Genomic DNA, 25,970 nt, shown 5'->3' with positions numbered 1-25,970 from the left:
AGCCCCGCTCCGGTGCTATCGGAGCGGGGCCCGGGGGTGCGCGCTATCGGTCGTCGGGCCGATCCTGCGTTGTGTCCGCCCCCGGCTCGGCGCCGGTACCGGATTCGGCTTCCTCGCCCAGTAGCGGACGTTCGGCCAGCACCGGGAACTGCCCGGTGTAGCCCTGCCGTTCACTGGCGAGGGCGAGCACCTTGCGCCGCGCCATGAACCAGCCCACGACCATCAGCGGGAAGACCACACACACCATCGCGATCACCGCGTAGCGCGGCACATCGTCCTCACCGACGACCATCAGGACGACCACCGCGGCCAGGAAGATCAAGGTCGCGTAGCTGGTATACGGGGCTCCCATCAAACGGAAAGCCGGACGCTCGGCCTTCCCGGTACGCGACCAGCGCCACAGCTGCAACTGGCACACGATGATCGCAGCCCAGGCCGCGATCGTGCCCAGTGCGGAGATGTTCAGCACGATCTCGAAGGCCTTGTCCGGAACCAGGGCATTGAGACCGACACCGATCAGTGCCACCGCACCGGTGGCCAGGATGCCCACATACGGCACACCGGCACCGGACATCCGGGAAGCCACCGACGGAGCGCTGCCGTTCATCGCCATCGAGCGCAGGATCCGGCCGGTGGAGTACAGCCCGGCGTTGAGACTGGAGAAGGCCGCGGTCAGCACGACCAGATTCATGACCGAGCCACCACCGTCGATGCCGATCTTCGAGAAGAACGTGACGAACGGGCTCTCCTTGGCATCGAAGTCGGTGTAGGGCACCAGCAGGGCGAGCAACACCAGCGAGCCGACGTAGAACAGTGCGATGCGCGCGATGACCGAGTTGATCGCCCGGGGCATGATCTTCTCGGGATTCTCGGTCTCGCCGGCCGCGGTGCCGACCAATTCCACTGCTGCATAGGCGAACACGACACCGGTGGTGACGGTGACCAGTGGCAGGAATCCGGTCGGGAACAATCCACCGTGTGAGCTGAGCAGACTGAAGCCGGTGGTCTGCCCGTCGACCTCGAAGCGTCCGCCCAGCACGACCACGCCCACGATCAGGAACCCGACCAGGGCGACAACCTTGATCAGCGCCGCCCAGAACTCGAGTTCACCGAACCAGCGCACCGAGATCAGGTTGATGCCGACCACGATCGCCAGTGCGACCAACGCGATCGCCCACTGGGGAATGCTGCGGGTACCTCCCCAATAGTGGACATAGGTCGCGATGGCGGTGATGTCTACGATGCCGGTCATACACCAGTGGAAGAAGTACATCCAGCCGACGCCGAATGCCAGCTTCTCGCCGTAGAACTCGCGAGCGTAGGAGACGAACGACCCCGAGGAGGGGCGATGCAGCACCAACTCGCCGAGTGCGCGCAGGATGAAGAAGACGAAGATTCCACAGACCGCGTAGACCAGGAACAGTCCCGGTCCCGCATCGTGCAGGCGGCCGGCGGACCCCAGGAACAACCCGGTACCGATAGCGCCGCCGATGGCGATCATCTGCAACTGCCGGGGGCGCAGCGATTTGTGGTAGCCCGCATCCTCGGCATGCAGCGCGTCCACAGGTGCTGCCGCCTCCGAGGGAGGTCGAACAGTGGTCATAGCGGAGGACCTTTCAGGTGACGGCGATCATATCTATGGTCAATGTACCGTCATTCAACGGCACGTTCAATAGGTGGGATACGTTGTAACACAGCAGAAATGCACGTGTCGATACTTTGTCCCGAAACGTACCGCTAGGTATCGGCACGATAGAGCGGCAACCACGCCAGGGAGGGCGGACATATGGCCTGGTTCGAACGGGAATTCATCGTCGTACCGGACAACCGGAAAGACCAGCTCGTCTACAAGTGGCCCGACCTCAACATCCGCCGCTTCAGCCGGGTCATCGTCAATACCGACCAGATCGCGCTGTTCATCAAATCCGGGCTGGTCGTCACCTCGATGGGGCCCGGGCGGCATCGCGTCGACGCCGACGAACTGCCGGTGCTCGGCGCCCTGGTCGATACGGTCACCGGGAACAACTTCTATCGGGCCGAACTGTATTTCGTATCCACCCGCGAGTTCTCGGGCGTCAAATTCGGCGGCCGGCTCGACGATATCGTCGACCCGGTCAGCGAGCAGGTGGTGACACTGCGCGCCTTCGGCGAATTCTCCCTGGCGATCCGTGACCCCGCACAACTGCTCACCTCCCTCGTCGGTACCACCGATCTCACAGATCCTGCCGCAGTTCAGTCCTGGTGTGCGGACCTGCTGCTCAAGTCGATGAAGATGGCCGTGTCACACGGCATTTCGGAGGGCAGCTGGCAGGTGCTCGGCCTGTCGGCGCAGTTGCAGTCCGTCGAGACCGAAGTCATCCGGCGCACCAACCTCGCGCTCTACGAATACGGGCTGCGAATTTCGCGGATGGGAAATTTCGACATCACGCTCGCACCGGAGGACGCAGAGCGGCTCAAGCGACTGGCCAAGGACGTCACCTACATTCGGCTCGCCGGAGACTTCCAGCGCTACGCGGCGGGCGAGATGGCGCTGGGCGCCGGTGCGGGTATGGCGCAGTCGCACGGCGGATCAGAAGGTGGATTCCTCGGCGCCGCACTGGGTCTCAACGCACTGAACACGAACGGACAGCCGATGCCACACTGGGCCCCGCAGCCGCCGGCCCCGCAATCACCGGCGAATCTCTTCGGGACACAGCAGCAGCCGGCACAGCTCCCCGCCGCGACGCGCTCGGATACTGCGGGCCCGCCACCGGTCGAGCGACCCGCCGCGGCCGACGCGCCCACGTCGGGCAAACCCGGCGCGGCACCCGCGGGCGGCGCTGATCCCGCGCGCTCCACACCCCAGCCCGGGGCGGCACCCTCCCGTCCACCGGCGGACACGACGTGCTCGTCGTGCGGCAACGAGAATCCGGCGCAGGCACGCTTCTGTATGCACTGCGGGACGCGGCTGCCGGCCGAACCACGCCACTGCACGGCATGCGGAGATGAGTTGGTGCCCGCGGCCCGATTCTGCGGAGCCTGCGGTACACCCGCCGGTCCGTAGCCGGCGCCGCCGGACGTCAGGCCGCATTGCTCCACGACGGCGGGTGCCGACGGCTACCGCCCGGGCATTCCGGGGTGTAGTCCGCGGGGCGGACGGCACGAACACGATATCGGCCGAGGCGGAATACCGGACTGCGTCGAGATACGGCGATGCCGCACGCCGGGACGACCGGGCGTGCGGCATCGTGCGATGTCCGGAGCGGGTTCGGATGGGCCGGTCCCAGTCGGCACATCCGAACCCACCGGCAGGTCAGCTGGGCACCGTCGCCGTCGTTTCGGCGCTGCCGACCATGCTGCGGACCTGGCGGGCGGCTACCGACAGCGTCGCCAGGTCGTGTGTTTCGGAGGAGAAGATCTCCAGCAACGCCGCGCGGGCGCGGCCGAGGCGGGAACGGTTGGTCGACTCCCAGTAGGCGATCTTCTCCGCGGGGTTGTCGACCGGTTCGGTGGTGGTCAGCACGTCCGCGGTGAGTGAGCGCAGCGAATCGTAGAGATCCTCGCGCACGGCCAGCCGCGCCAGGGTTTGCCACCTGCCACCGCGTTCCAGGCCTCCGACCGCCGACAGCAATCGCTGGATGTCCAGGTGGGCGTCGAGCGCGTAGTACAGCTCGGCGGCCTCCTCGGCATCACGTTCGCAGATGTCGGCGATATCGAGCACATCCAGCAGCGGGAAGTGGTGGATGAGCAGGAATGCCGCTTCCGCAAGTTCTTTCGGCGCACCGAGTGCAACGGCATTCTCGACCCGGATTCCGGCCGTACCGGTCAACACATCGGGCCGCCACCCCGGAACACGCCCGGCCAGGGCCCGCACACCGTCGCGGTAGCGCGCGATGCCCGCCCCGACCGCGATCGGCTGGGGCCGGTTGTTCAGCAGCCAGCGCGCCGCCCGGTCGAGCGTGCGGGTGGTTTCGAGTTCGAGGGCGTTGCGCGCGGCGGCCGGCATCGGCGTGGTGCGGATGCGATCCCACAGCGTGTTCAGATCGAATATCTCGACCGCTGCCACGAAGGCGCGCACGGCGTCATCGGTGGTCGCACCCGCCTCCTCGGCCAGCCGGAAGGCGTAGGTGGTGCCGCCGTAGTCGACCATATCGTTCACCACCATCGTGGCCACGATCTCGCGGCGCAGCGGATGGCGCCCGATGCCGGCACCGAATCGCTCCCGCAGCGGCGTCGGGAAGTATCCCGCGAGCAACGCCTCGAAGGCGGGGCTGTCGAGCAGGTCGCCGGCGAGCAGGTCGGCCTTGAGCGACAACTTCACGTGCGCCAGCAGATTCGCCAGCTCCGGGGAGGACAGCCCGGTGCCCGCGGCGGTGCGACGTTCCAGTTCGGCATCCGTGGGCAGTGCCTCCAGCCGCCGGTCCACCCCTCGCCTGGTCTCCAGCTCCGTGATCAGGCGCCGATGCACGCCGACCATGGCGGCCGCATGCGAGCGCGACAACCCCATCCGGAAGTTCTGCGAGATGTTGTCCCGGAGCACGAGAGCGGCAACCTCGTCGGTCATCTCCGCCAGCAACGCATTGCGATCGCCCTCGGCGAGTTCACCGGCCGAGATGGCGGCGCCCAGCAGAACCTTGATGTTCACCTCGTGATCCGAGCAGTCCACGCCGGCGGAGTTGTCCAGAGCATCGGTGTTCATCCGGCCACCGCCGCGACAGAATTCGATCCGTCCGAGCGCCGTAGCGCCCAGGTTGCCTCCCTCGCCGACCACCTTGGCCCGCAGCAGGTCCGCATCCACCCGCACCGCATCGTTGGACTTGTCGCCGACATCGGCATGCGATTCCGAACTCGCCTTGATGTAGGTGCCGATGCCGCCGTTCCACAGCAGATCGACCGGGGCCAGCAGAATCGCGCGGATCATCTCCGGCGGCGACAGCGTGCCGACGCCGGGATCCAGCCGCAGGGCCGCACGGATCTGCGGGGTGACCGTGATGGCCTTGGCGGACCGGTCGAAGACGCCGCCGCCCTTGCTGATCAACGACGAGTCGTAATCCGCCCACGACGACCGCGCCAACCCGAACAACCGCTTCCGCTCCACAAACGACGACGCCGCCACCGGATCCGGATCAATAAAAATATGACGATGATCGAACGCCGCCACCAACCGAATATGCTCCGACAACAACATCCCGTTACCGAACACATCCCCCGACATATCCCCCACACCCGCAACCGTGAACTCCTCCGACTGCACATCCACATTCATCTCCGCAAAATGCCGACGCACACTCTCCCACGCACCACGAGCCGTAATCCCCATCGCCTTGTGGTCATACCCCGCCGAACCACCCGACGCGAACGCATCCCCCAACCAGAAACCGTATTCCCCCGCCACCTCATTGGCGATATCGGAGAACGTCGCGGTCCCCTTGTCGGCAGCAACCACCAGATAAGTGTCGTCGCCGTCGCGGCGCGCGACCTGTGCGGGCGGCACCACCGCACCGGTGGTGTGGTCGACGTTGTCGGTCAGATCCAGTAGCCCGGAGATGAAGGTGCGGTAGCAGGCGGTTCCCTCCGCGTGCATCGCCTGGCGATCGACGGCTGCGTCTCCGGTGGCGGCCGGTGGCCGCTTCACCACGAAACCACCCTTCGCACCCACCGGCACGATCACCGCATTCTTCACCGCCTGCGCCTTCACCAGACCCAACACCTCGGTCCGGAAATCCTCCAACCGATCCGACCACCGCAAACCACCACGAGCCACCGCACCGAAACGCAGATGCACACCCTCCACCCGCGGCGAATACACGAAAATCTCGAACTGCGGCCGTGGCCGCGGCAGCTCCGCAATCGCGTGCGGGTCGAATTTGAACGACAGGTGCGCCCGTGGGTTGCCCTGCTCGTCGCGGCGGAAGTAGTTGGTACGCAACGTCGCAGTAATCAACCCGAGCACGGCGCGCAGAATACGATCGGTGTCCAGGCTGACCACGGCGTCGATTTCGTCCTGCAATGTGGCGGCGATACCGGCCGCCCGAGCCGAGGCCACCGGCCCGAGGTGTTCGGGATCGAAGTAGGCGTCGAACAATTCACTGAACGAGCGCGCGGTGCCGGGATGGGTCAGCAGCACCCTGGTGATATTGGCGAAGGTGTAGGCGAATCCCGCCTGCTGCAGATACTTCGCATAGGCGCGCAGCACGGCGATCTGCCGCCAGTGCAGCCCGGCCCGCAGCACCAGCTCGTTGAGCCCGTCGACCTCGCAGTCGCCGAACCACATGGCGGCCACCGCTTCGGGGATCCGTTTGCGGACACTGGTCGCGGGCAGGGCGTCCAGGTCGGCCGGCCGATCCAGTTCGGCGGCACCGTCCCACTCCGCGAGCGCCGCGGCCGGCACCCGCAGACCGAAATCGTAGATCCAGCGGGTACCGGTACCCGGCAGTTCGAGGCGGTACGGCTTTTCCTCCACCACCTCCACCCCCAGGCTGTGCAGGACCGGGAGTACCCGGCTCAGCGAGACCTCCGCGCCCGCGACGTAGAGGGTGAATCGCCACTCCCCCGGCGCGGCATCGGGCTCCCGATAGAGATCGGTGTCGATACCGCCGTCGTCGAGCCGTTGCAGCCGTCGCAGGTCCTCGAGCCCGCGTTCGGGCTCGTATTCCTGTCGATAGGTCGCGGGAAAGGCGGTGGCGTACTCGGCGACGACGGCGGCCGGCAGGTCGGCCAGGCCCGCTGCCGCGGTGACCAGTCGATCACTCCAGCCGCGGGTCGTCGCGAACAGCAACTCCTGGATACGTTCCCGGTTGGTGTCGGTGACGTCCGGTGCCGGGGCTTCGGCGCGGCGGTGGACGGTGAAGTAGACAACCGCCAGTTCGGACTCGGTGACCCGCGCGGAGTACGAGATCTGTTCGGCGTCGAATTCCCGCCGCAGGAGCTCGTGCATCCGCCGGCGAATCTCGGAGGAGTAGCGGTCACGCGGTAGATACACCAGGCAGTAGACGGCGTTACTGCCCGGATCGCGGCGCAGGAACAGCCGAATCTGGCGTCGCAGACCTAGATTCATTACGGCGGAGACGGTTTCGAACAGCCGGCGGGCATCGGTGGAGAACAGCTCCACCCGCGGGAAGGTCTGCAGCATCTCCAGCAGCGCCTGCCCGGAGTGCGAGTTGAGGGTGAGACCGGCCCATTCGATCACCTGATGGACACGGCGGGAGATGACCGGGATATCGAGGATGTTCTCGTGCAGTCCACTGACGGTGAAGGTGCCGACGAAAACGTGTTCGCCCACCACGGTTCCCGCCGCCGACGGCATGGTTTCGGCGCCGTAGTCGGCCACGCTGACCACGTAGACGTCCGGAGAGCCCGGCAGCAGCGAATCCAGTGATCCGTTGGACAGCCGCAGCATCCGCTCCGAGCCGAGCGCCCCGACGTCCACCCCGGACCCCTTGCGCAGCACGCCCAGTCCGGTGCCCGAAACCTGTTGCGGTTCAGGGCCACCGACGTTGTTGTGGACTCGGTAGTAGCCGTACCCCAACGGAGTGAAGTGCCCGGCACCCAGCCAACGCAGCAGTTGCGCACAGTCCGAGGCTTCCGATCGCGGTGGCGCCAGGTCCAGGCGTGCGGAGAGCGAGCCCATGGTGTGGTTCATCGCGTCGGTGTCGCGGTCGACCTGACGGATCTCGGCGAGCAGCGGTGGCAGTGCCCCCTCGATCCGAGCCAGGACCTCGTCGGAATCCTGCGCATCCAGCTGCACATGGATCCACGACTCGGTGACCACGTTCCCGCCACCCGTGCTCGATGCGCCCGAATGTGGTTGTGCGGGATCCATTTTCTCGATCGGAGCGATGGCGCGTAGCCGGCCACGGCGATCACGTAGCACGTCGAAGACCGGATGCACGACCTCGGTGACGGTGGCGCCCAGCCGTTGCAGCGCTGCGGTCAGCGAGTCGACCAGCAGCAACATATCGTCGTTGACGATCTGCAGTGCGGGACCCAGCCCGCTCCCGTCGTCGGACCGATACAGCCTGGTCAGCGCCTTACCGGGCTGTCGTACCGAAGCCAGCTCGAGATGATGCCGGAAGATCTGCTCGGCGCGCCCGGTGATCGTCGGTGCCGCGGCACCCGGCTGGATCCACCGGAAGTACACCGCCTCCAGATCCGTCGGATCATCACGGAACCTCTTCCATGAAATCGTCTGCTGGGTTGTAGCCACCATCGACCCGTGCCTTCCCGCGATCGGAATCGGATTGCCGCACCTCGTGCGGTCGGAATGTGCCGTTATTTAGCGGTACGTTGTTCAGTGTAACAAGAAAAATGCGGCGCGACCGGCTTCTCAGCGAACCAAACCTGATCGGAACAAAAATGTCTGCGCGCCTGCACGATTGGCGAAACTACTCGTCTCCAGCCGAAGACCCGAATGGCGATCGGCATACCAGACGGTAACCGCGGGGCCGATCGCCACGAAGGCAGTACCGTCGGAGACGATCGCCCCACCCGAGGACCGCCACCGGCCGATGGTGGCGCCGATACTGTCCGGCGGGTCATGCCGCACAGTGAAGGTCAGCGCCCCGCCACCGGTGATACCACCGGACAACAACGGGTCGTCCGCCGCGACGACGCACACGTCGGCCTCCCCGTCCGGCGCCTCATGACAGGTCGAAACCGCACGCATCAGCTCGGGCAGAGTATCCACCGGAGTGAGATCACCGATCGCCGGTGCATCGACCGAACAGGAGCGCAGGATGAGCACCGCCAGCACCACCATGGCGGCGATGCCCGCCAGCGCGGCCTTCCACTGCCAGGCCGGAAACGACTTGCTCGCTTCCTTTTTGGTGTCTTCGGCCGACTTCTCGGCATCACCGGCAGCCTTCTCCAGCCCGCCGACGAGTCGCTCGGCCCCGACGATGACCGGCGCTACCCCGGCCGCCGCCTTCCCCAGCCCCTCGATCACGGTGCCGAGTGCGCGCAACGGAGCTCCGCAATGCAGACATCGAGATTGTGCACCGTCGTTGCGGTGGGAACAGTACTCGCAGGTTTGATGCGGTGAATTCACTGGCCGTTCACGACAATCGAGGAGATAGCGGTGGTGTTGACCGTGGCGTCACCGGAGGAGTCCAGCACCGTCAGCGTGATCTTGGAGGCGGTAACCGGTGGGCTCATCTCGGTCACCACGAGGCTTCGCTGGTCCATCGTCTGCTGGGTGTAGGTAGTGATCCCCGGGTCGTTGAACCGGTAGGACACTCGGCTGACGGTTCGGAACTTGGTCCACTGATCAGCGCCGTCGGCCCCGATACTGTCCCAGCCCGGCACGATCCCGATCGAATCGATCCGGTGGATCTTGCCCAGGTCTATGGTCAGGATCTGCCCATCCACCCGATACGCGCGTGGGCACGACCATGCCTTGTCGGCCTGACCGGAAAAGGCATCCATCCCCGGAGTACCTCCCGCCGGGCACTGCGATTCGGCGGATTGCACCTCGATGGCCGAGCCCGCGGCGAGATTCTCCGACGGCGCCGGGCCCGCCGACGACGGCGCGGCAGCGGCCGCCGTGACCACCTCGGCCCGGCCCTTGCCGTCCTCTTTGCCGCCCGTGCTGATCAGCGACAACACGATCACCACGGCCAAGACACCCGCGACAGCGATGGCGACCTTGGGTTTGCGTACCGTCGCCAGCAGTTGCTGCGCGACATCGGCGCGACCGGCCCGCGACTGCTTGGTCTCGGGTGCCGGCTGCTCGGGTTCTGCTGCCGTGGCGGAACCTTCCGCGGCCGCAGCGGTCGACACCCTGGAACCGGCGCGATCGGCGTAGCCGGAGGTGAACTCCAATCCCGACGGCTTGTCCGGTGACTCACCGTTGAGCAGCGCCATGATCCGGTCGCTGGCCTTCGGTCCACCGGCGGGCCGGGCCGTCGCATTCGGCGCGGAGGGTGTCGGCCCGTCCGGTGCCACCTGCCCGGTCGGGCCGGGCGGCAGCGACGATCCGGTGCCGGACTCGGCTTTCGCCGATTCGGAGGACAGCCCCGGCTCCGACAACAGCGCATCCAGGACCGCACCGCGGTGACGTTCGAAGGGATCTGCGGGGTCCTGGTCGGACATGTGAGCGATGGTATCGCCAGCCGAACACGCGCTACCGCAACACTATTCCCTCCGCGGGGAAGGCCGGCACGGCGCCGATCAGCGAGAGGTGTCGGCCGTCAGGAAGTATTCCGGAGGAACGTCGAAAACCCGCGCCAAGGCGATGATCAGATCCAGTCGGGGGATCGCCTCACCGTGCACCAGCCGGTACAGGCCCGACTGCGACACCGGTACGTCCGGATAGGCCAGCTCCAGGTGCTGGGCGAGGGAATACAGCGTGAGCGAGCGCGTCGAGCCGTCCTCGGTGGATACCACGGATTCCGCGATCAGGTCCGACAGGCGGGCGGAGAAGATGGCCGCCGCCGACTGCCTCGGCGTGAGCTGCTCGTCGGGGCCGCTCGTGCGATTATCGGCTTCGAGCACGCCGACCTCGCCTCCATTCTGGGTCTCACGCTGCGGATCTCGCTCCGGAGTTCGCCTGCTGTCGGATTCGGATTCCGCCAATACGTTGATCAACACTACCGTCCCGCCTTGTTCGATTCGGCCTCGACCGCACCCGCCGGCACACCGGATGCCGGCACGTTGCCCGGGGCGTCGAGATATCTTGTCTCACCACGTGGTTCGATCAGGTCCACCCGCACCGTACGCATCGGGATACTGACGTCGATCGCGCTCGCGCCGACCTGGTCGATGGCCAGGTCGGCCGAACGCCGCCGGGGCGCTCCGGGATCGCTGATAGTCACGGTGGTATGGGCAGCGGACACGCGCGGCGGCACCTGATCGAAGACCGCGATCGTGGCCTGCACACCATCGGACGCGGAATCGCTACCGATGTCCGCGGCATCGGGAGCCATGCGCAGCGAGTCGGGGTCACCCACCTCCGCGACCAGTTGCTGCCATCGCTGCGGCCGCGACGAATGCACCTCCACATCCGCGCCGACGACCATGGCGCGGAGCACGATCTGTTGAGCCACCGGCAGATCCGCGTACACATCGATACTGCGATGACGTGGGTTGTAGCGCGCCGGATCGAACAGCGGAAGCGCCAAGGTGTGCTTCGGCCGGCCGCTGATCGAGCCCAGAATCTGGCCACTCGGGCCGATCGCGATGGCGAGACCCGCGAGTTGTTCGGGTGTGGCGGTGTCCCCTGCGGAATCGGTGGCCACCGGCAACCGGTGCACCGAGGTCGCGGTGGCCAGCCCCGCTCGCAGCGCGTCGGACTGGTGTCCGCCGAGCGGGCGGAGATACCCGGGCGGGGCCACCGCGGCCGCCGGGCCGACATACCGCACCAAGCCCCGAGCACCCAGCGCACCGCCCGCCAGGCTGATCACGACCGTCGTCCGGCCACGATTCCACGACCAGCAGTCGTCGAGGCCGGCTCCGTCGAGACGAGACCAGTCGATCAGGTAGCTGGTCACACCTCGGCTGGGCACCGAGGACTCCAAGCGGTGCCACGTCTCGCGCAGATCGGTGAGCTCGACCCCGCTGTGCAGCAGGCGAATGGCGTCCCGCAGCGCATCAGCGGGCAGTGGTTGTGCCTCCATCCCGCGTTCGCGCAACCGTCCGGCGATGCGGTGTGCCGCCGAAGCCAGCGCCTTGGGGCCCGATTCGGCGATCGGGCCGCGTTGTCCCAGAGCGAGGAGATTGCGCTGCGGATCGAGCCGCAGCACCAGCCAGGTCATCCGGTCACCGACCACCGGGTGCGCGCCGATGAGCTGGTCGTACAACATGCTGTACCCACCGGCGGGCCGGACGCGTTGCCCGGTCGTCACGATATCTATTCCGATGTCGATCCCGAACTGGTCGAGCATGTGCAACAGTTCCTGAACCGGCACGGTGTCCTCGGTATAGAGCTCACGCTCGGCGATCACCGTCGGCAGATCCAGGTTGGGCGCCAGCTGGATCATCGCGACATAGACGGAGTCGTCGTCGCGGACTCCACAGAGCCCGGCGGCGACTTCGACATCACGCAACACCGCGAGGCTACCGCGGGCCTGTGCCCGCGCCTGCCGGTCGAGGCGGTAGCTGCACCAGTCGATCAACCACCGCACGCCGGTACGCCCACCGACCCGAACGGTCAGAGTGACCACGACGACGCAGACCGTCACCGCGCCGGCCCACCAGGGCGCCCTCCCCCACAGCCCCGCCCCGGCGACGCTGCCGACGACGACCACCGCGGCCAGCGGACCGCGTTCGGCCGCGCCGACACCGATCTTCGGAAAACTCACCCACGCCTCCGGATCATGGAGTTCGCACTACCGGCCGCGACGCCGAACACCACCATCACCACCACGATCACCAGTGCGGTGATGCCGGGGCGCCGATCGGCGGGACGAGGCGGGTCCGGTATCGCCAGTTCCGTACTGCGGAACAGACCGTTCGGCGGCTTCGGCGGTTCGGAGAAGGCCATCGCCGCCGCCGGATCGATAACGCCGGCTCCGACGACGTTGTCGACACCGCGCGCCGGCGCGTGGGCGCTCGCCTGCAACCGGGCTGCGATCTCCCCCGGCGTCTCGTTCGGAAACCTGGACCGAAGCAGTGCCGCCACCCCGCTGACATAGGCGGCGGCGAAGGACGCACCACCGACCGGCACCATCTTGTCCGCGGATCCCACGGCATTGATCAGACCGCTGCCGCCGGGTCCGAGCGATTCGATCCCGGTGCCGGGCGCAGCCACCGACACCCAGGGGCCCCAGAGCGATTCCTCCATCGGTGCGCCGGTTGCCGTGGTGAATCCGACGGTCATCACGTCGGGTGCGAACCACCCGGGCGCCGAGATCGTCTGTACCCCTTTCCAGTTACGACTGTCGGTCGGCCGGCTCGGGTCGACATCCGGATTCTGCGAACAACCCGACGAACCGGTACTTCCGGCACCCGCGACGATCAGTGCGCCACGAACGTGCACCGCGTGACCGATCGCGGCAGCGAGCATGGCTTGGTCCACGTGCGCTCCGGCGGCGACACATACCGGCAGCGCCACGGTGATCACACCCGCTCCGAGATTCGCGGCGTGCGTGATAGCCCGGGCCAAGGTGCGGATGTCGCGGCTGGTTTTCGCATCGGAGTTGCCCGCGTCCGGCCGTTCCGGACTGAAAGCGCCCGAGGTGTAGCGGATGGAGATCAGCCGCGCGTCCGGCGCTACCCCGACGAAGCCGTCGGCCGGATCGTCTGCGGCGCCGATAATTCCGGCGACCAGCGTGCCGTGCGCATCGCAATCGGCCAGGCCGTCGCCACCGGCCGCCACGTAGTCACCGCCGCCCACCAGGTTCGGCAAGCGCGGCCCCGGCGATACACCGGTATCGATCACCGCGACGGTAACCCCGCTGCCGCTGCTCAGGGCACGCACCCGGCGCAGATCCAGGGCACCGTCCGGAGGCGGCGCCTGAGCAGGGTCGCTGCCGGGAAGAACACCGGTGGCCAGACAGCCCTTGTCCTGTTTGGTCGGGACCTCCGGCCCCGGCGGACCGTCCGGTGGTTCCGCTCCCACGACCGCTTCGGGCGGATCCACCGCCGCAGCCGGTACCGGTACGGCCGCCGGCGCTGCCGTCAGCACTGCCACCAAACCGGTGAGCAGCAAGCTCACCGGCACGCGAAGAACCATCAGATCGCCCGCATCGCGGTGTAGATTCCCATGATCCAGAACGTCACGACCGGCACCACGAGGATGAGCGCGTACTCCACCAGGTCGATGACCCGACGGGTCACCGGTGACAGCCGTTTACCCGGAAGACGCAGCGCTGCCACACATCCGGCTGCCGCCGCCAGCGCAACCACCGCGACGACGACCAGCCGGGCGCCGGGAGTGGCGTAGGCACCCACGGTGACCGCGGCGACCCCCACGACAGTGGAGGCGGCGGCCGCGCACAGTGACAACGCCTGCACCCGGTCTGGATACCAGCGTGCGCGCATCACGAGGATGCCCGCGACAGCTGCCCCGAGGACCAGCTCTCGAATGCCGCCGGGCGCCGCGGCGGCGGTGACTATCACACCACCGGCGAACAACCCGGATGCCGCGATCACCAATCCGCGCAGGCTGGTGACCGCGCGGCGGGCCCTGCTTTCGATTCCGGTGTTCACGTGCGCGTCCCGATCGGCCTCCGGCTCCCGGTCGGCGTGTTCGTCGCGGACCGTCTCGGCATCGAAGATGTCGGTGAGCGTTGCCGGCGCCACTTCGTTGCCGGGATCCGGTAGGTCGGGCGGACGAATCCGCGCGGCAACCACCGCCAGCCGCGGCGCCATGGTCAGCAGAATCAACGCGGCGAAAACCACGCCACCGGCGACTTTCTCGACATCGACATCGCCGTAGGACGGCACCAGGGCCGCCACCGTCAGCACTGTCCCGGCCGTCACCACCGCGGTCAGCACCGACGTCCCCAGACCGGACGCTCGCAGCATGGTGAGCGCCGCGACCGCGGCGACCACCGAGCCGGCGGCAATATTGGCCGCGGCGAAACCGCCCGGCTGCCCGTATGCCGGTGGCACCAGCATCGCACCGCCGGCGAACAACAGCGGCAACGACGACAGCTGGCATCCGAGAATCAGATCTGTCCGTGCCTTGGACCGGCCCGCCACCACCGCGGCGACCCAGCAGGACACGCCCAGCAGTAACGCAGGCAGCCCGCACCACCACACCGACCCGCTGCGCGTCCACGACCACGACAGCAACAGGGCTGCCGCGACCGCGCCGACCCCGATCGCGGCCGAGCCCACGGTGGCGACGGTGCGCGCGTCGAATTCGGCGAACTCCCGCTCGTTGATCGTGGCGAGCGCATCAGTGATGTCTTCGATGACCGGTGTGAAGATCTCCGCGGATTCGACCACCGACAGCATCAATACGGCGCCGTCGACGACATCGTGGTCTGCCAGGCTGCGCCATCGCGGTATCGGCTGTTCCCCCGGCCGCGCCAGACTCCACTGGCCGGTCGGTGGCGTGAAATCGATCTCCTCGTCCTCGATCGCCCGGTTCAGCACACCGAGCAGATCGTCGATGAACGTTTCCACCGCGAATTTCGTCGGCACCACCACATCGACCTGATAGGTGGCCACCATCACCGCGATTCGAGCGCGCGCGACCTCGGCCGGTTGGGCCGAGCGGGCGGCTGTCGCCGGCGGCGCTACGGCCGTACTCATCGGCGGCCCCCGCGATCGGCCGTGCGCCCCTGCCCTGGGAACCCGTCACCGAGTCCGGCCGCCAGATCCTCGAAGGCGAGCGCCGTGTCCTTGTCCAACAGTCGCAGGTCGATTTCTCCGCCTTCGGCCAGATGTTCGTCGTAGGGCAGCACCCGGGTCGGTCGGCCGGCGGTGGCGAACAACTTCTCGATCTGCTCCACGTCCACCGTCGGTTTGACGGGGTGCTGATGCACGATCGCGATCACAGAACTTGCGATCAGATGTTGCAGACCATGCGAATTGAGCCAGTTCAAGGTGGCGACAGCGCCTTTCACACCACCGACGGTCGGTGGCGTGACGACGACGACCGCGTCGCTGGTGCGCAGCACCGTCTGAGTGATGGAGTCCAGCACGCCCGTTCCGCAGTCGGCGATCAGCAGATTGTAGTGGCGGCGCAGCGTCGCTGCGGCCGTGTTGTACTCACCGCCGGACAGCGCCTCACTGGCTTCGGTGCTCCACGGTGATGCCACAACCGCCAGGTCGGAGTTGTTGATCGAGGTGAACGAATGCACCGCCGAGAACGCATCGAGGTCGTTGGCAAGGGCCATGTCTCGCAGCGTCAACCCGTACGGATGCGGAGCGGTACGGGCAGGCAGGTCACCGAAGTCCGGATTGGCATCCACCCCGACGACCCGATCCGGCCGCAGCACCGCAAAAGTGGAACCGAGCGTGGCCGCGACCGTCGTACGCCCGACTCCGCCCTTCACACTGATGACGGCGATCTGATACGGATCGTTCAATTGTCGGCGGATCCGGGCGCGGCGTTCCTCGGTGCGCTGCTCGGCAGGTGAGAGTCCGAGATTGAAGCCGACCTTGTTCAGCGCGCCGCGCATGCCGCTGGTGGACTTCAACTGGGCTCGCCGCGCCGCGGTGATGTCGGCCAGCAGATCCATCGAGGTGAGTGTCGCCGGGAGTACTTCGACCCGGGCCGCCGCCTCGGCCTGACCGAGCCGGTCGGGGAGCTGCGATCCGGGCGGGGGCGCGGGCTGCCAGGTCGCTGACCGGCCGTCCCCGGTGGCTGGATACCGGTGCTGCGCCGCCGGGGTATTCCACACGGCACTGTTCGCTGGACCGGCAGCGCCGGCCGCGGTGCCGGGGGTGGGCCCCGCGGTGGATGGCGGCGTGGGCGCCGTCGGCGGCGGTGTCGCGGCGGGAGCATCCGGTCGACCGACCGCGTTCCCACCCGACTGCGGCTGCCGCATGCCGATGGGGTCGGGCACAGGTTTGTTCTCGTGCCCCACGGCGGCCGTGCCCTTTCGTTGGCCTGTCTCCCTCAGATCATCGAAGCCCGTGTAGGTTTCGCCGCCGACCGACGCCCCCGACGGGGGCTCGGGCGGCGCACCGGCGGCGTTGTCGTGGCCACTCGGCGGGGTGGAACTCTGGGCGGTGCCCGGGGGTGCCGCAGCGGACGAGCCGCCGTCCGGTTGCGGCCGCCCTTCTCGTGGCGCAGCGGAAGGCCTGGGTGAGACAGGCGCAGCGGACGAGGCCGGCGGAGCGGACGCTGTCGTCGCGCCGTCACCGGAGGGCGGTGCCGCCGGTGACGGTGCCACCGCTCCGGGCTGCGGGGCCTGTTCCGGATGCCGCCCTTGCTCGACACCCGGCGCGGCCGCCTCCGCTACCGGTGTGAAGTAGGCGTCGTAACCGCCCCGATCTCGCACGGACCCGACCGTATGACCATTGGTTTCCGGTACTGGGTTCATATCCTCATCCTTCTCGAAACCCGCAGTGAATTCAGCCGATTCGGCTGGTTTCGAACCAACTTCGGCCGGGCAGCAACTCGACGAGCGCTCCGATTCCGGAACGGAGCGCGGCATCATCGCCCGGCAGATACGTCGACCACACCTCACCGTCCATCGCTATCGCGGGGCTCACCACCAACCGGCCCGCCGACGTATCGACCACGGACATCGCCACCTGCGGCCGCGGCGTCTCTCCATCGTGATGTTCGATCACCAGCACCTCGGCCCAGCGCACGATCGTCTCCAGCGCCCGCGCGAGTACGGCCGCCGTCTTCGGTTCGGCACCCAACTCGGCGATGGCCCGGCGACGTTCGTCCGTCTCGACCGGCAGCGCCGTCAGTTCCGCAGCGGTGACCCGCCACGGTTCGAAAGTCGTCGGTGGCACCGTTCCCATCGCGGACAGCACTGCGGCGGACAGTATTTCGAGGTTGTGCCCTTCCTGGAATATCGACTGGACGACGATCTGATCGTCGTTGCGCACCGCGAGCACATGGTCCGAGCCGGAACGCACCAACGACATCCGCAACATGCCCCGCGCCTCGCCGTCTCTGCCGGTGTCCACGATCCGGGCGACCATCTCCGTGTCCGGCCGGTACAGGCACTGCAGCCACCGCTCGACCACCGGATGCACTCGCCCGTCGACGAGTACACCGGCCTCGGCGAGTTGCGCTTCGACAGCCTGGTGCACCCGCCGACGATCGTCGAGGTGATACACATTCGGCATCAGGGCCAGCACCGGCGGATAGGTGTCGATGCCGACCAGCTCTTTCAGCAGCAGGGCGGCATCGACATTCAGCTCGAGCGCGATCGGACCATCCGCCGAGGTTGCGGTGACCAATCTCAGATCTTGAGGGCGAGGAAGCGCCCGCCCTGATCCTTGTCGGTCATCTGCATCAGACCACCACCGCCGGCCACGCTCTGCACCGTCGCCTTGAGTTTTTCGAGCGACGCGCGGTACGCGTCGATCTTGGCCATCAGTGCGGTGATCTGCGGCTGCCAGCCCTGTTCGGCAGCCGCACCGGTGAACGATTCACGCAGACCTTTTTCCAGGCTCTTCAATGCGTCATTGTTTTCCTGGATGCTGCCGACGATGGAACCGAAGGTCAGGGAGTGCGAGTCCACCGCCCCGAAGTTGTACTTCATGTTGCCGCTCATGTTCTACCTTCCGAGAGAAGAATACGACGAATTTTTTCGGTTGCTTGATCAGGTCCAGTCGCCGCTGATCTTCCCGCCGGCCCCGAATTGGCCGTCGGAACCCATCGAAACGGCATTCTCGCTACCCGACAAGTTGCGAATCAACTGCTGATAGGCGTCCATATCGGCTGCGTCTACCTTATTGGCGGTATCGAGCAGCGTGTCGAGGATTTCCTGCAGCGACCGTCCCAGGGAGGTGCCCTTCTCCCAGGAGTCCATCATCGTGGTCTGAATCGCACCGCCGGCGCCTTGGCTCTTGACCGCCGCTTCGAGCTCGTCCTTCACTCCGAGCAGGCTCTTCAGATAACCCTCGTGATTACCCTGCAGTCCCAACGCCGTTTTGGCGGTAGGAATCAGGACCTGGGGATCAGCATTCATTTCGCCGGACATTATTTGTTCCTTTCCGGTGGTGGTTTACACGACCTCGGTGCCGATCACCGGGGACGATCAGAAGCAGCCAGGACCGCCACGTCCTCTTCGACGTGTTCGATCACTCCGACCGCGGGTCGAGATTCCGGCGCCACCTCGTCGACGTACTCGCCGGCATATTCGATAACGCCGATGACGGGTGCCTTCTCGAGGACCGGCACCTCCATCGGTTCACCAGGAACGAAGACCGTCGATTTCGACTTGCGCTCCTCGTCCTTGCGGCGCCGCATCCGAGCCGCCGGTGCGGTGGCACCGCGCGGCGGCCCCTTGCGCGGTGGTGCGGCACTGGTGGGCCGGCCCTCCGGGGCGGCACCGAAAGCCCGGGTCGACGCCGGGTTCCAATTCCCCGGCATCCGAAATCCGGTAGCAGCACCGGCCATGGAACTCATGCCGCCGCGTGCCATCGACAACGCCACACCGGCACCGCCGACCCCGGCGGACATCCCGGTCAGTGTCGACGATTCGGGTGACGTGCCGTAGAAGCCGTCCTGTCCGGACCACGAATCGTCGGCGCCGTATCCGTCTTCACCGCCGTAATAGTCGGGCATCGACGACAGCGGGTCGTCCGGAGACACCGGATCGGTCAATCCGTCCTCGAGGCCGGAACCGCTGGGATCGGGCCCCTGCGGTCCGTCGCCCGGACCGGTAGGGTCTTGCGATCCGCCCGACGGCTGGTCACCGCCGGGGTGGTCGCCGCCGGCATGATCACCGGACGAACCGGATCCACCACCCGGGTGTGAATCACCGCCGCCACCACCGGGATTGGCATGAGTTGTATTAGTCCCCTGCCATCCCGTCGGTCTCGGAGGCAGTTTGTAGTCGGTCGGCGGCGGCACCGGCCCACTCACGATCGGCGGTGGTGTCAGTGGCTGCGGGAGACTCTCCAGCGCGGGAACCGCCGCACCGGCGTAACCGGCCATCACCCCGGCAGCTTCGGCCCAGATCGCCATGTAGTGCATTTCGTTGGCCGCCAGCAGCCCCATCCCCACCGGCGTCGTAGCGGCGCCGAGCAATACCGTCTGCTCGGCCCGGTTCTCCGCCAACTGAGCGGCTACCAACTCCATGAGACTGCGCGCCCCGAGGAAGGCCGCGCCGGCGTCGGCGGCGGCCGCGGACGCACCGGTCGCGATCGCCGCCTGTTCCTGTAACCACGTCGCATGTTTGCCGAATGCCGCCCGAGCCTGCTCGGCGGACATCCCCTGCCACGAACCGGTCATATCGGCAGCCATACCGGTGGTGGCGGCGGCCGCCGAGGTGAGATCCGCCGCCAGCTTGGCATAGGACACGGCGGTCTCGAGGATTGGTGTCGCTCCAGCGCCGGCCAGTAACCGTCCGACGTTCACCTCGGGCGGTAGCGCTGCGAAATCGAAGGGCAGCATGGTGTCAGCCCAGCTCTGCGTCCGGTGCCTAGTATTCGCTCAGCGTGGCAGCCGACGATGTGACGGTGGCGCCACTGACGATATCTTCGCCCGAGTAGGCGGCACCGACTTGCGGCATGGTCGCCGACGCCTCGGTCTGCAACACCGCACCGTGCGCGGTGCACGTGAAAAAGCCTTCACCCCAGGGGAAGAAGACACTCGGAATCAAAGCGCTCACATCATCGAGTCCGGGCGGGGCCGGTACACACGCGGGTGCCTGTGCACCCAACGATGAAACCAGACCCGTTGCGGTGGAGTTTATCTGCGATGCGAGACCCGGAAAGTTTTCAGGACTGGCGCTGAAAGACATGACCTCTCCTACGACCGATACCGCCGCTTACGAGCGGATACAGCAAGAACGCTAGGCCATTCCCAATCGTGGGAAGTGTCGTCGTTACCGGTCGTCCGGTACCCAGGCGGCCTGCACCAGATCCTTGCGCGAATGCAACGGCTCGACCAGTATCCCGCGCCCGACAGGCTGTTTCGTGGCCTTGACGTCACCGATGAGCATGCCGTCCATCTTGGTGCCGTCCATGATCAGACCGGAGGAATTGAGGTTCTTGATCTGCCCCATGATGTTGTCGTACATCGCCGAATCCGCCTGCGCGATATTGCGGGAGATAATGATGTGCAGTCCGGTATCGCGTCCGTCGACGATGATGTCCTTCAACGGGTCCAGCGGGTTGAGCATGCCTCGTTGCACAACCATGTGGTAATCGTCGATCACCACGAAGATCTCCGGGCCGCTCCACCACGACCGTTCCTTGAGCTGCTGTGAGGTCACTCCGTCCGGCGGTCGCCTGTTGCGAATCTTCTCCGCGAACCCGGGCAGTCCTTCCTGTAGATCTCGCTCACTGGTCAGATAGCCGATCAGCCGTTCGTCGGGAAGCACATCCATATGCTGGCGCCGATAGTCGACCAGCAGGACACGAGCCTGCTCGGGTTCGAAGTTCCGGTCGATCGAGCGCATCAACGCGGCCAGCACGGTCGATTTGCCGCTCCCGGGTGAACCGATCACCAGGAAGTGACTCGACTGCCCGAAATCCACCGAGGCCACGCCGAGATCGGATTCGCGCACTCCGAACGGCACCAGCAGCGACTGCGCGAGCGACGCCGGCTGGGGCATCACCTCGTGGATGCGTTCCAGTGCGATCTGAGAGGGGAGCAACCGAACTTCGGGTGCGCGGCGGTCTGCGTAACGCCGGGTCAATTCCGTGCCCGCGGCGGACAACCCCGCGGCAACGGATTCCGGATCGCCGACACCGTCGATTCGAGGCAGGGCGGTCAGCATATGCAGCGCCTCGCCGGAAACGCAGCGCCCGGGGCGGTCCGGAGGTATCGCGGCGACCACACCGCGGTGCGAGCCGAAGACGGTGTCGGTGAGGTCGCCGAGGCGCATCTCCAGGCGGGTCTGCAACATATCCCGGACAGCCGGACGCAACGCCGCCCAGCGCGAGCTACTGAGAACCAGGTGAATACCGTAGTTGAGCCCTTGTACGGCAATAGATTCGAGAACCGGCGAATAGTCGTCGTAGAACGGGCCGTTGACCGCGAAGCCGATATCCCAGCCGTCGATGACCAGGAAGACGTCACCGCACTCGTCCCCGTACTTCGTCAGCTCGGCGGAGTCGACCGGGTCGTTACGGCGCCGCCGGAATTCACGCATCGAATCGATGCCGAGCTCGGTGAACATCGATTGCCGGCTCGCCAGCAGATTCGTCACCAGTGCGAAGGTGCGCCGGACGCGGTCCACATCCCGGGCCGCGGCGACCGAGCCGACGTGCGGAATCGAGCGCAGTCCCGACAGCCCGCCACTGAAGTCCAGGCAGTAGAACTGCACCTGCTCGGGAGTGTGGGTGAGCGCGGCCGAGACGACCAGGGTCTGCAGTGCCGTCGATTTACCCGACTGCGGCCCGCCGACGACAGCCATATGACCGCCGGCTCCCGACAGGTCCACCGACCACACGTCCTGGCGCTGCTGGCGTGGCTTGTCGACGACGGCCAGCGGTAACTGCAGCACCCCGGGTTCCACCGCACCGGCCAGACGGTCCAATGTTGCGGGAACCCCCAGGGGCGGCAACCACATCGAATGCGCGCGCTGACCGTGGCCCGCGAATTGCTGCAGGACGGTTTCCATCACGGTCACCGGCTCGGCATCGGGCACCTCCGGCTCCACTACGACCGGCGCCGGTGCGGCGACCGGCTCGGCGCGGCTCGGCGCGATGTGGGCCGCCGTGAACGCCTGGGGCGGCCGGTAGCCGCCGCCGGGCCGACGCGCGCGCTGGGTGCCCAGCGCGGCCGCCTGGGCTGGCGGGGTGTAGGCACCGCCGACGTAGGCCGCCTGGAATCGTTGCAGGTCACCCGAGCCGACCCGCAGATATCCGGCGCCCGGCTTCTTCGGCAGGTGATAGGCGTCTGCGGTGCCGATGGCATCGCGCGAATCGCTGGTCTGGTTGGTGCGCAACGCGATCCGATAGGACAGGTGCGCCTCGAGTTCACCCATCCGGTTGGCCGGAACCTTCTGCGACGCCAGCAGCAGATGGATGCGCAGCGATCGGCCCAGGCGGCCGATCGCGACGAACAACTTGGTGAAATTGGGGTGCTGTTCGAGCAATTCCGCGAATTCGTCGAGGATGATGAGCAGCGTCGGCAGCGGTGCCAGCTGTGCCCCTTGCTCCCGGGCCCGCTCGTAGTCGGCGACACTGGCGAAGTTTCCGGCGTCGCGCAGGATACGTTGCCGCCGTGCCATCTCACCACTGATCACGTCCTCCATACGGGTGACGAGATCGGCTTCCTCCTCCATGTTGGTCACCACGGCGGTGACGTGATGCAGCCGGTCGAAGCCGAGGAAGGTCGCACCGCCCTTGAAGTCCACCAGCAGCAGGTTCAGCACGTCGGGTGAATGTGTGGCGACAGCCGAAAGCACCATGGTGCGAAGGAATTCCGACTTTCCCGATCCGGTGGCGCCGATGCACATGCCGTGCGGGCCCATTCCCTCTTCAGCAGATTCCTTGATGTCGAGGTAGACCATCTGCCCGGTCGGATCGTAACCGAACGGGATATTGAGCCGCCCGCGGTCACTATCGCGCCGGCGCGGCCACTGCCGCTCGACCCGGACCGCTCCGGGATCGGCGATCGAGACCAGGTCCTCCCAGCTCGTACCGACGCTGGTCTGATCTGCGGTGACCGCCTCGACCACGCTGGAGAGCCGATACGAGGAGAGGCTGCGCGCCACCGCGGTCACCGCGGCGACCGACATGGTGTCACCGACGCCCACCGCGCGCGGCCCCCGGGAGGTCACCTCTTGCAGCCGTCGATCCTCGGCGACCAGGAATTTCAGCGCACGCGGCACACTCTGTTCACCGACACCGGGACGCAGCCAGGTACATCCATCGATTCCGGAGATGTCCCGTTCGTTCGTCGGCCCCTCGCTGTCGACTATCAGCAGATAATGGGTGCGGTCCATGGTGGGCTGGGTATTCGCCGAGAACGGGCCGCGGTTGAGCCCGGCGAGCACCTTCGACCGCAGCTCACCCACCGAGCGGTACACCATCCGGCTGGACCCGAGCGCATCGGTCTCACTGGGATGCTGGGTGTGCGGCAGCCACTTGAGCCAGCTCCACCGCGGCGCGTCGGGGTCCGCGACGACCGCGGCGATCGCGACCTGATCGGGTCCGTGCAATACGGCGATCTCGGCGAGCATCGCTCGCAACAGCGCGGCCATCGCCTCCGGATCGCCGTCGAACCCTACCTGAGGCACCGACAGCAGATTGATCGCCACCGGCATCCCACCGACCGTGGAATAGGCCTTCGCGAACCGGGTCACCTCGACCACACCGACCGGGTCCAGATCCGAGGTCGGCGCGGCCTCCGGCACGATGACACGGACCTGATTGGCGATGCGCCCGCGCCCGATCCGCACCCGCAGGAACTGCGGGCTCGAAACCTGAACCTCCCACATGCGTTTCCCGCCCACCAGGCGAGCGAGCTCGGCCGGCCCCGGATGGGTGTGGCGCAGATACTCGTAGAGCTCGGCCTCGGCCGTGTGTACGGTTCGGCGGTTGTCGCCGATGGAACGCAGATAGTCCTTGCGCTCCTCGTTGAGCCCCGCCGCCCCGCCACCACCGTTACCGCCGAGACCACCGCCGATCATGCCGAACATCGACACCAGCATCATCATCGGGAAGAACAGCATGGTGGGCGAGAAGGTTCCGCTGCTGCGGAACATCATGAACATCATGCCGCCCATGCCGATCACCATGATCACGGGCATGATCATCCGGATCCGGGAGGGCGGAACGGGTTTGGGTAGTTCGGTGGGCGGCTCGAGCCGCAGCTCGGTGACCGCGGGCGCCTTGGGCCCCTTCTCGGGCCTGGCAGGCCGAACGAAACGCCGGGTCGTGGTCATCAGGCGCCTCCACCGGCTTTCTCCGGCAGGCCGACCGCGGCCTTGTCGGGTGCGATTCCGTCGTGCTGGATACGAGCGTCGCTCTCCGACAGCGTCGGCCCCACCGCGAACAGCGAGATGATGCTCCAGGGGGCGGGCACCGGAGATTTCAGGCCGAGTGCGGCCACCGTCCGATCGCCCGCGCCTGGTTGCACAGCGATGCCGTACCGGATCCCGCTGTCGGAAATCCAGTACAGCGACTCACGCAGCGGCGAGTCCGGCTCGTTCCCGGTCAACTGGACGAAGCGGCCACTGCTGCCGGACAGCAATGCGTGGTCTGCGGTGGCACCGTGTGAGGTGGGCGCTGTGACCAGCGGGACGACACTGCCCTGTTCCTGGGCCGGCAGCGGCAGCCGGCGACCGATCAGGAGCCGTGTCACGGCATTCTCCTCGGCCGCGCCTCGCGACCAGTGCACACACGTCACACCCGATTTCTCCGGGTTCGCCACGGTCACGGGGTGGGTCGGATAGGCGGAGGTGCCCGGCCAGTCGCCGGGATGCAGGTTCTTCGCGACCGCGTCGGGACCCACGGTCATACTGGCCACGGCTCCACGGGAATTCGCGTTCCGGATCATGGCCGCCAGCACGGAGCCGACCTCCACCAGTCCGGACTGGGAAACCAGGTAGTAGGACGCGCCGCGCCCGGGATTCGACACCGTCACCACCGCACCGACCGGCGCGGACACACCACCGTCGAGCACCGCGGGTTCCCCCGCACCGGGCACCTCGGGCACCCGCAAGGGCGGCGCCTCGGGGATTGCGGCGATCAGTCCGCGGGACGCCTCGACAACCGGAGCGGTGGCATCGATTCCGAGGGCCAGGGTGACCGCGGAGTCCGCCAGATCGATGGCAGCACGCACCACTCCGTGGCCACCGTCGGTGTATACCAGCCAGGTGTTGCCGTCCTGACGCAGCAGTCGCGCCTCGTCGGCGCCGAGGGAATGGATGGCACCTTTCCCGTCGTCCTGCACGGTCACCGGCCCACCGATCACCGTTGTCGTCACTCCTGTTCCGGCGGTGGGTAATCCGGTCCGACGATCGACCGGAGCGGAAGCACCGATACGAGCCGTATCGCACACCGACCACGAGGAGTCGCGGCCGCCGGTATCGCTCATCACGCCGGGCGCCCCCGGAATCCCGACCCACGGGCCGCGCGGGTATTTCGCGAGCTCCTCACGTGAGACCGGCACCGGTACTCCGGCAGACCCGGTGATCAAACGCGCGGAGGACAGATTCAGAGCGGGATACAGCCGGTTGTCGAGCCGGACGAACAGCGCACCGGAGTCCTTCTCCGACACGAGGTTCGAATCCCCCACCTGCTTGGCGGGCTTGAAGAAGGCGAGCACCGCCGACCCGGCGACCATCAAGCAGGCCAGAGCAACGCCGATCGTCAATGCGGTGGACCGGCCCCGCTGCGGGTCGTCGACCATCGAGGCGTCGCGCCGGAGCAAGGCATGCTCGATGCGGCGCAGCAGGAAACGCCACCCCGAGATCTGGTGTTTGGTCACCACCCGAAAGCGGGCCACC

General features: G+C 67.0%; 17 protein-coding genes. 1 reads left to right on the top strand and 16 read right to left on the bottom strand.

What is annotated here, in order from left to right:
- Positions 1 to 43: 43 nt before the first annotated feature.
- A complete protein-coding gene (locus NV2_RS08390; protein WP_067870989.1) occupies positions 44 to 1,603 on the bottom strand; it encodes an amino acid permease in 1,560 nt (519 codons plus the stop codon).
- A gap of 183 nt (positions 1,604 to 1,786) precedes the next feature.
- On the opposite strand from NV2_RS08390, the gene NV2_RS08385 reads away from it, so the two are divergent.
- Positions 1,787 to 3,043 (top strand): SPFH domain-containing protein, encoded by a 1,257-nt coding sequence (locus NV2_RS08385; protein ID WP_067870988.1) that lies wholly within the window; start codon positions 1,787 to 1,789, stop codon positions 3,041 to 3,043.
- A gap of 249 nt (positions 3,044 to 3,292) precedes the next feature.
- On the opposite strand, the gene NV2_RS08380 is transcribed toward NV2_RS08385, so the two are convergent.
- From NV2_RS08380 to eccB, 15 genes are all read right to left on the bottom strand, one after another.
- Positions 3,293 to 8,188 (bottom strand): NAD-glutamate dehydrogenase, encoded by a 4,896-nt coding sequence (locus tag NV2_RS08380; RefSeq protein ID WP_067870987.1) that lies wholly within the window; start codon positions 8,186 to 8,188, stop codon positions 3,293 to 3,295.
- A 117-nt stretch (positions 8,189 to 8,305) separates the two neighbouring features.
- On the bottom strand, positions 8,306 to 8,941 hold the full coding sequence (locus tag NV2_RS08375; protein WP_067870986.1) for a hypothetical protein: 636 nt from the start codon (positions 8,939 to 8,941) through the stop codon (positions 8,306 to 8,308).
- Positions 8,942 to 9,021: 80 nt separating this feature from the next.
- Positions 9,022 to 10,068: a discoidin domain-containing protein gene (locus NV2_RS08370; protein WP_067870985.1), complete on the bottom strand. Its 1,047-nt coding sequence runs from the start codon at positions 10,066 to 10,068 to the stop codon at positions 9,022 to 9,024.
- 78 nt (positions 10,069 to 10,146) lie between these two features.
- The gene (locus tag NV2_RS08365; RefSeq protein WP_245662508.1) at positions 10,147 to 10,566 is read right to left on the bottom strand and encodes a helix-turn-helix domain-containing protein; all 420 of its coding nucleotides are present in this window, start codon (positions 10,564 to 10,566) and stop codon (positions 10,147 to 10,149) included.
- Entirely contained in the window at positions 10,566 to 12,275 is a 1,710-nt protein-coding gene (gene eccE, locus NV2_RS08360; RefSeq protein WP_245662507.1) for a type VII secretion protein EccE, read from the bottom strand. The genes NV2_RS08365 and eccE overlap by 1 nt, the downstream gene beginning before the upstream one ends.
- The gene (gene mycP / locus NV2_RS08355) at positions 12,272 to 13,636 is read right to left on the bottom strand and encodes a type VII secretion-associated serine protease mycosin (RefSeq protein ID WP_245662506.1); all 1,365 of its coding nucleotides are present in this window, start codon (positions 13,634 to 13,636) and stop codon (positions 12,272 to 12,274) included. The genes eccE and mycP overlap by 4 nt, the downstream gene beginning before the upstream one ends.
- An 11-nt stretch (positions 13,637 to 13,647) precedes the next feature.
- Complete coding sequence (gene eccD / locus NV2_RS08350) at positions 13,648 to 15,177, bottom strand: type VII secretion integral membrane protein EccD (RefSeq protein WP_067870984.1); 1,530 nt, start codon at positions 15,175 to 15,177, stop codon at positions 13,648 to 13,650.
- Complete coding sequence (locus tag NV2_RS32165; protein ID WP_245662505.1) at positions 15,174 to 16,874, bottom strand: AAA family ATPase; 1,701 nt, start codon at positions 16,872 to 16,874, stop codon at positions 15,174 to 15,176. Before NV2_RS32165 ends, eccD begins: the two co-directional genes overlap by 4 nt.
- Before the next feature lie 73 nt (positions 16,875 to 16,947).
- On the bottom strand, positions 16,948 to 17,793 hold the full coding sequence (locus NV2_RS08340; protein WP_067870983.1) for an ESX secretion-associated protein EspG: 846 nt from the start codon (positions 17,791 to 17,793) through the stop codon (positions 16,948 to 16,950).
- Positions 17,794 to 17,795: 2 nt separating this feature from the next.
- On the bottom strand, positions 17,796 to 18,110 hold the full coding sequence (locus tag NV2_RS08335; RefSeq protein WP_067870982.1) for a WXG100 family type VII secretion target: 315 nt from the start codon (positions 18,108 to 18,110) through the stop codon (positions 17,796 to 17,798).
- Between the two features lie 48 nt (positions 18,111 to 18,158).
- A complete protein-coding gene (locus NV2_RS08330; RefSeq protein WP_067870981.1) occupies positions 18,159 to 18,539 on the bottom strand; it encodes a hypothetical protein in 381 nt (126 codons plus the stop codon).
- Between the two features lie 44 nt (positions 18,540 to 18,583).
- Positions 18,584 to 19,957: a PPE domain-containing protein gene (locus NV2_RS08325; RefSeq protein ID WP_067870980.1), complete on the bottom strand. Its 1,374-nt coding sequence runs from the start codon at positions 19,955 to 19,957 to the stop codon at positions 18,584 to 18,586.
- 28 nt (positions 19,958 to 19,985) lie between these two features.
- On the bottom strand, positions 19,986 to 20,306 hold the full coding sequence (locus tag NV2_RS30710; RefSeq protein WP_084474169.1) for a PE domain-containing protein: 321 nt from the start codon (positions 20,304 to 20,306) through the stop codon (positions 19,986 to 19,988).
- Positions 20,307 to 20,390: 84 nt separating this feature from the next.
- Positions 20,391 to 24,404, bottom strand: a complete 4,014-nt coding sequence (gene eccCa, locus NV2_RS08315) for a type VII secretion protein EccCa (RefSeq protein WP_067870978.1) — start codon at positions 24,402 to 24,404, stop codon at positions 20,391 to 20,393.
- A complete protein-coding gene (eccB, locus tag NV2_RS08310) occupies positions 24,404 to 25,969 on the bottom strand; it encodes a type VII secretion protein EccB (protein ID WP_067870977.1) in 1,566 nt (521 codons plus the stop codon). Before eccB ends, eccCa begins: the two co-directional genes overlap by 1 nt.
- Between the last annotated feature and the right edge of the window lies 1 nt (position 25,970).

This window comes from Nocardia vermiculata NBRC 100427 (assembly GCF_001613265.1).
Lineage (GTDB): Bacteria > Actinomycetota > Actinomycetes > Mycobacteriales > Mycobacteriaceae > Nocardia > Nocardia vermiculata.
This window is presented reverse-complemented; position numbering and strand designations above follow the sequence as displayed.

What these genes read in the sequence shown, in the direction of transcription:
- NV2_RS08390 (WP_067870989.1), bottom strand. Translation starts at nt 1,603, where the DNA reads ATGACCACTGTTCGACCTCCCTCGGAGGCGGCAGCACCTGTGGACGCG.
- NV2_RS08385 (WP_067870988.1), top strand. Translation starts at nt 1,787, where the DNA reads ATGGCCTGGTTCGAACGGGAATTCATCGTCGTACCGGACAACCGGAAA.
- NV2_RS08380 (WP_067870987.1), bottom strand. Translation starts at nt 8,188, where the DNA reads ATGGTGGCTACAACCCAGCAGACGATTTCATGGAAGAGGTTCCGTGAT.
- NV2_RS08370 (WP_067870985.1), bottom strand. Translation starts at nt 10,068, where the DNA reads ATGTCCGACCAGGACCCCGCAGATCCCTTCGAACGTCACCGCGGTGCG.
- eccD (WP_067870984.1), bottom strand. Translation starts at nt 15,177, where the DNA reads ATGAGTACGGCCGTAGCGCCGCCGGCGACAGCCGCCCGCTCGGCCCAA.
- NV2_RS08335 (WP_067870982.1), bottom strand. Translation starts at nt 18,110, where the DNA reads ATGAGCGGCAACATGAAGTACAACTTCGGGGCGGTGGACTCGCACTCC.
- NV2_RS08330 (WP_067870981.1), bottom strand. Translation starts at nt 18,539, where the DNA reads ATGTCCGGCGAAATGAATGCTGATCCCCAGGTCCTGATTCCTACCGCC.
- NV2_RS08325 (WP_067870980.1), bottom strand. Translation starts at nt 19,957, where the DNA reads ATGCTGCCCTTCGATTTCGCAGCGCTACCGCCCGAGGTGAACGTCGGA.
- NV2_RS30710 (WP_084474169.1), bottom strand. Translation starts at nt 20,306, where the DNA reads ATGTCTTTCAGCGCCAGTCCTGAAAACTTTCCGGGTCTCGCATCGCAG.
- eccCa (WP_067870978.1), bottom strand. Translation starts at nt 24,404, where the DNA reads ATGACCACGACCCGGCGTTTCGTTCGGCCTGCCAGGCCCGAGAAGGGG.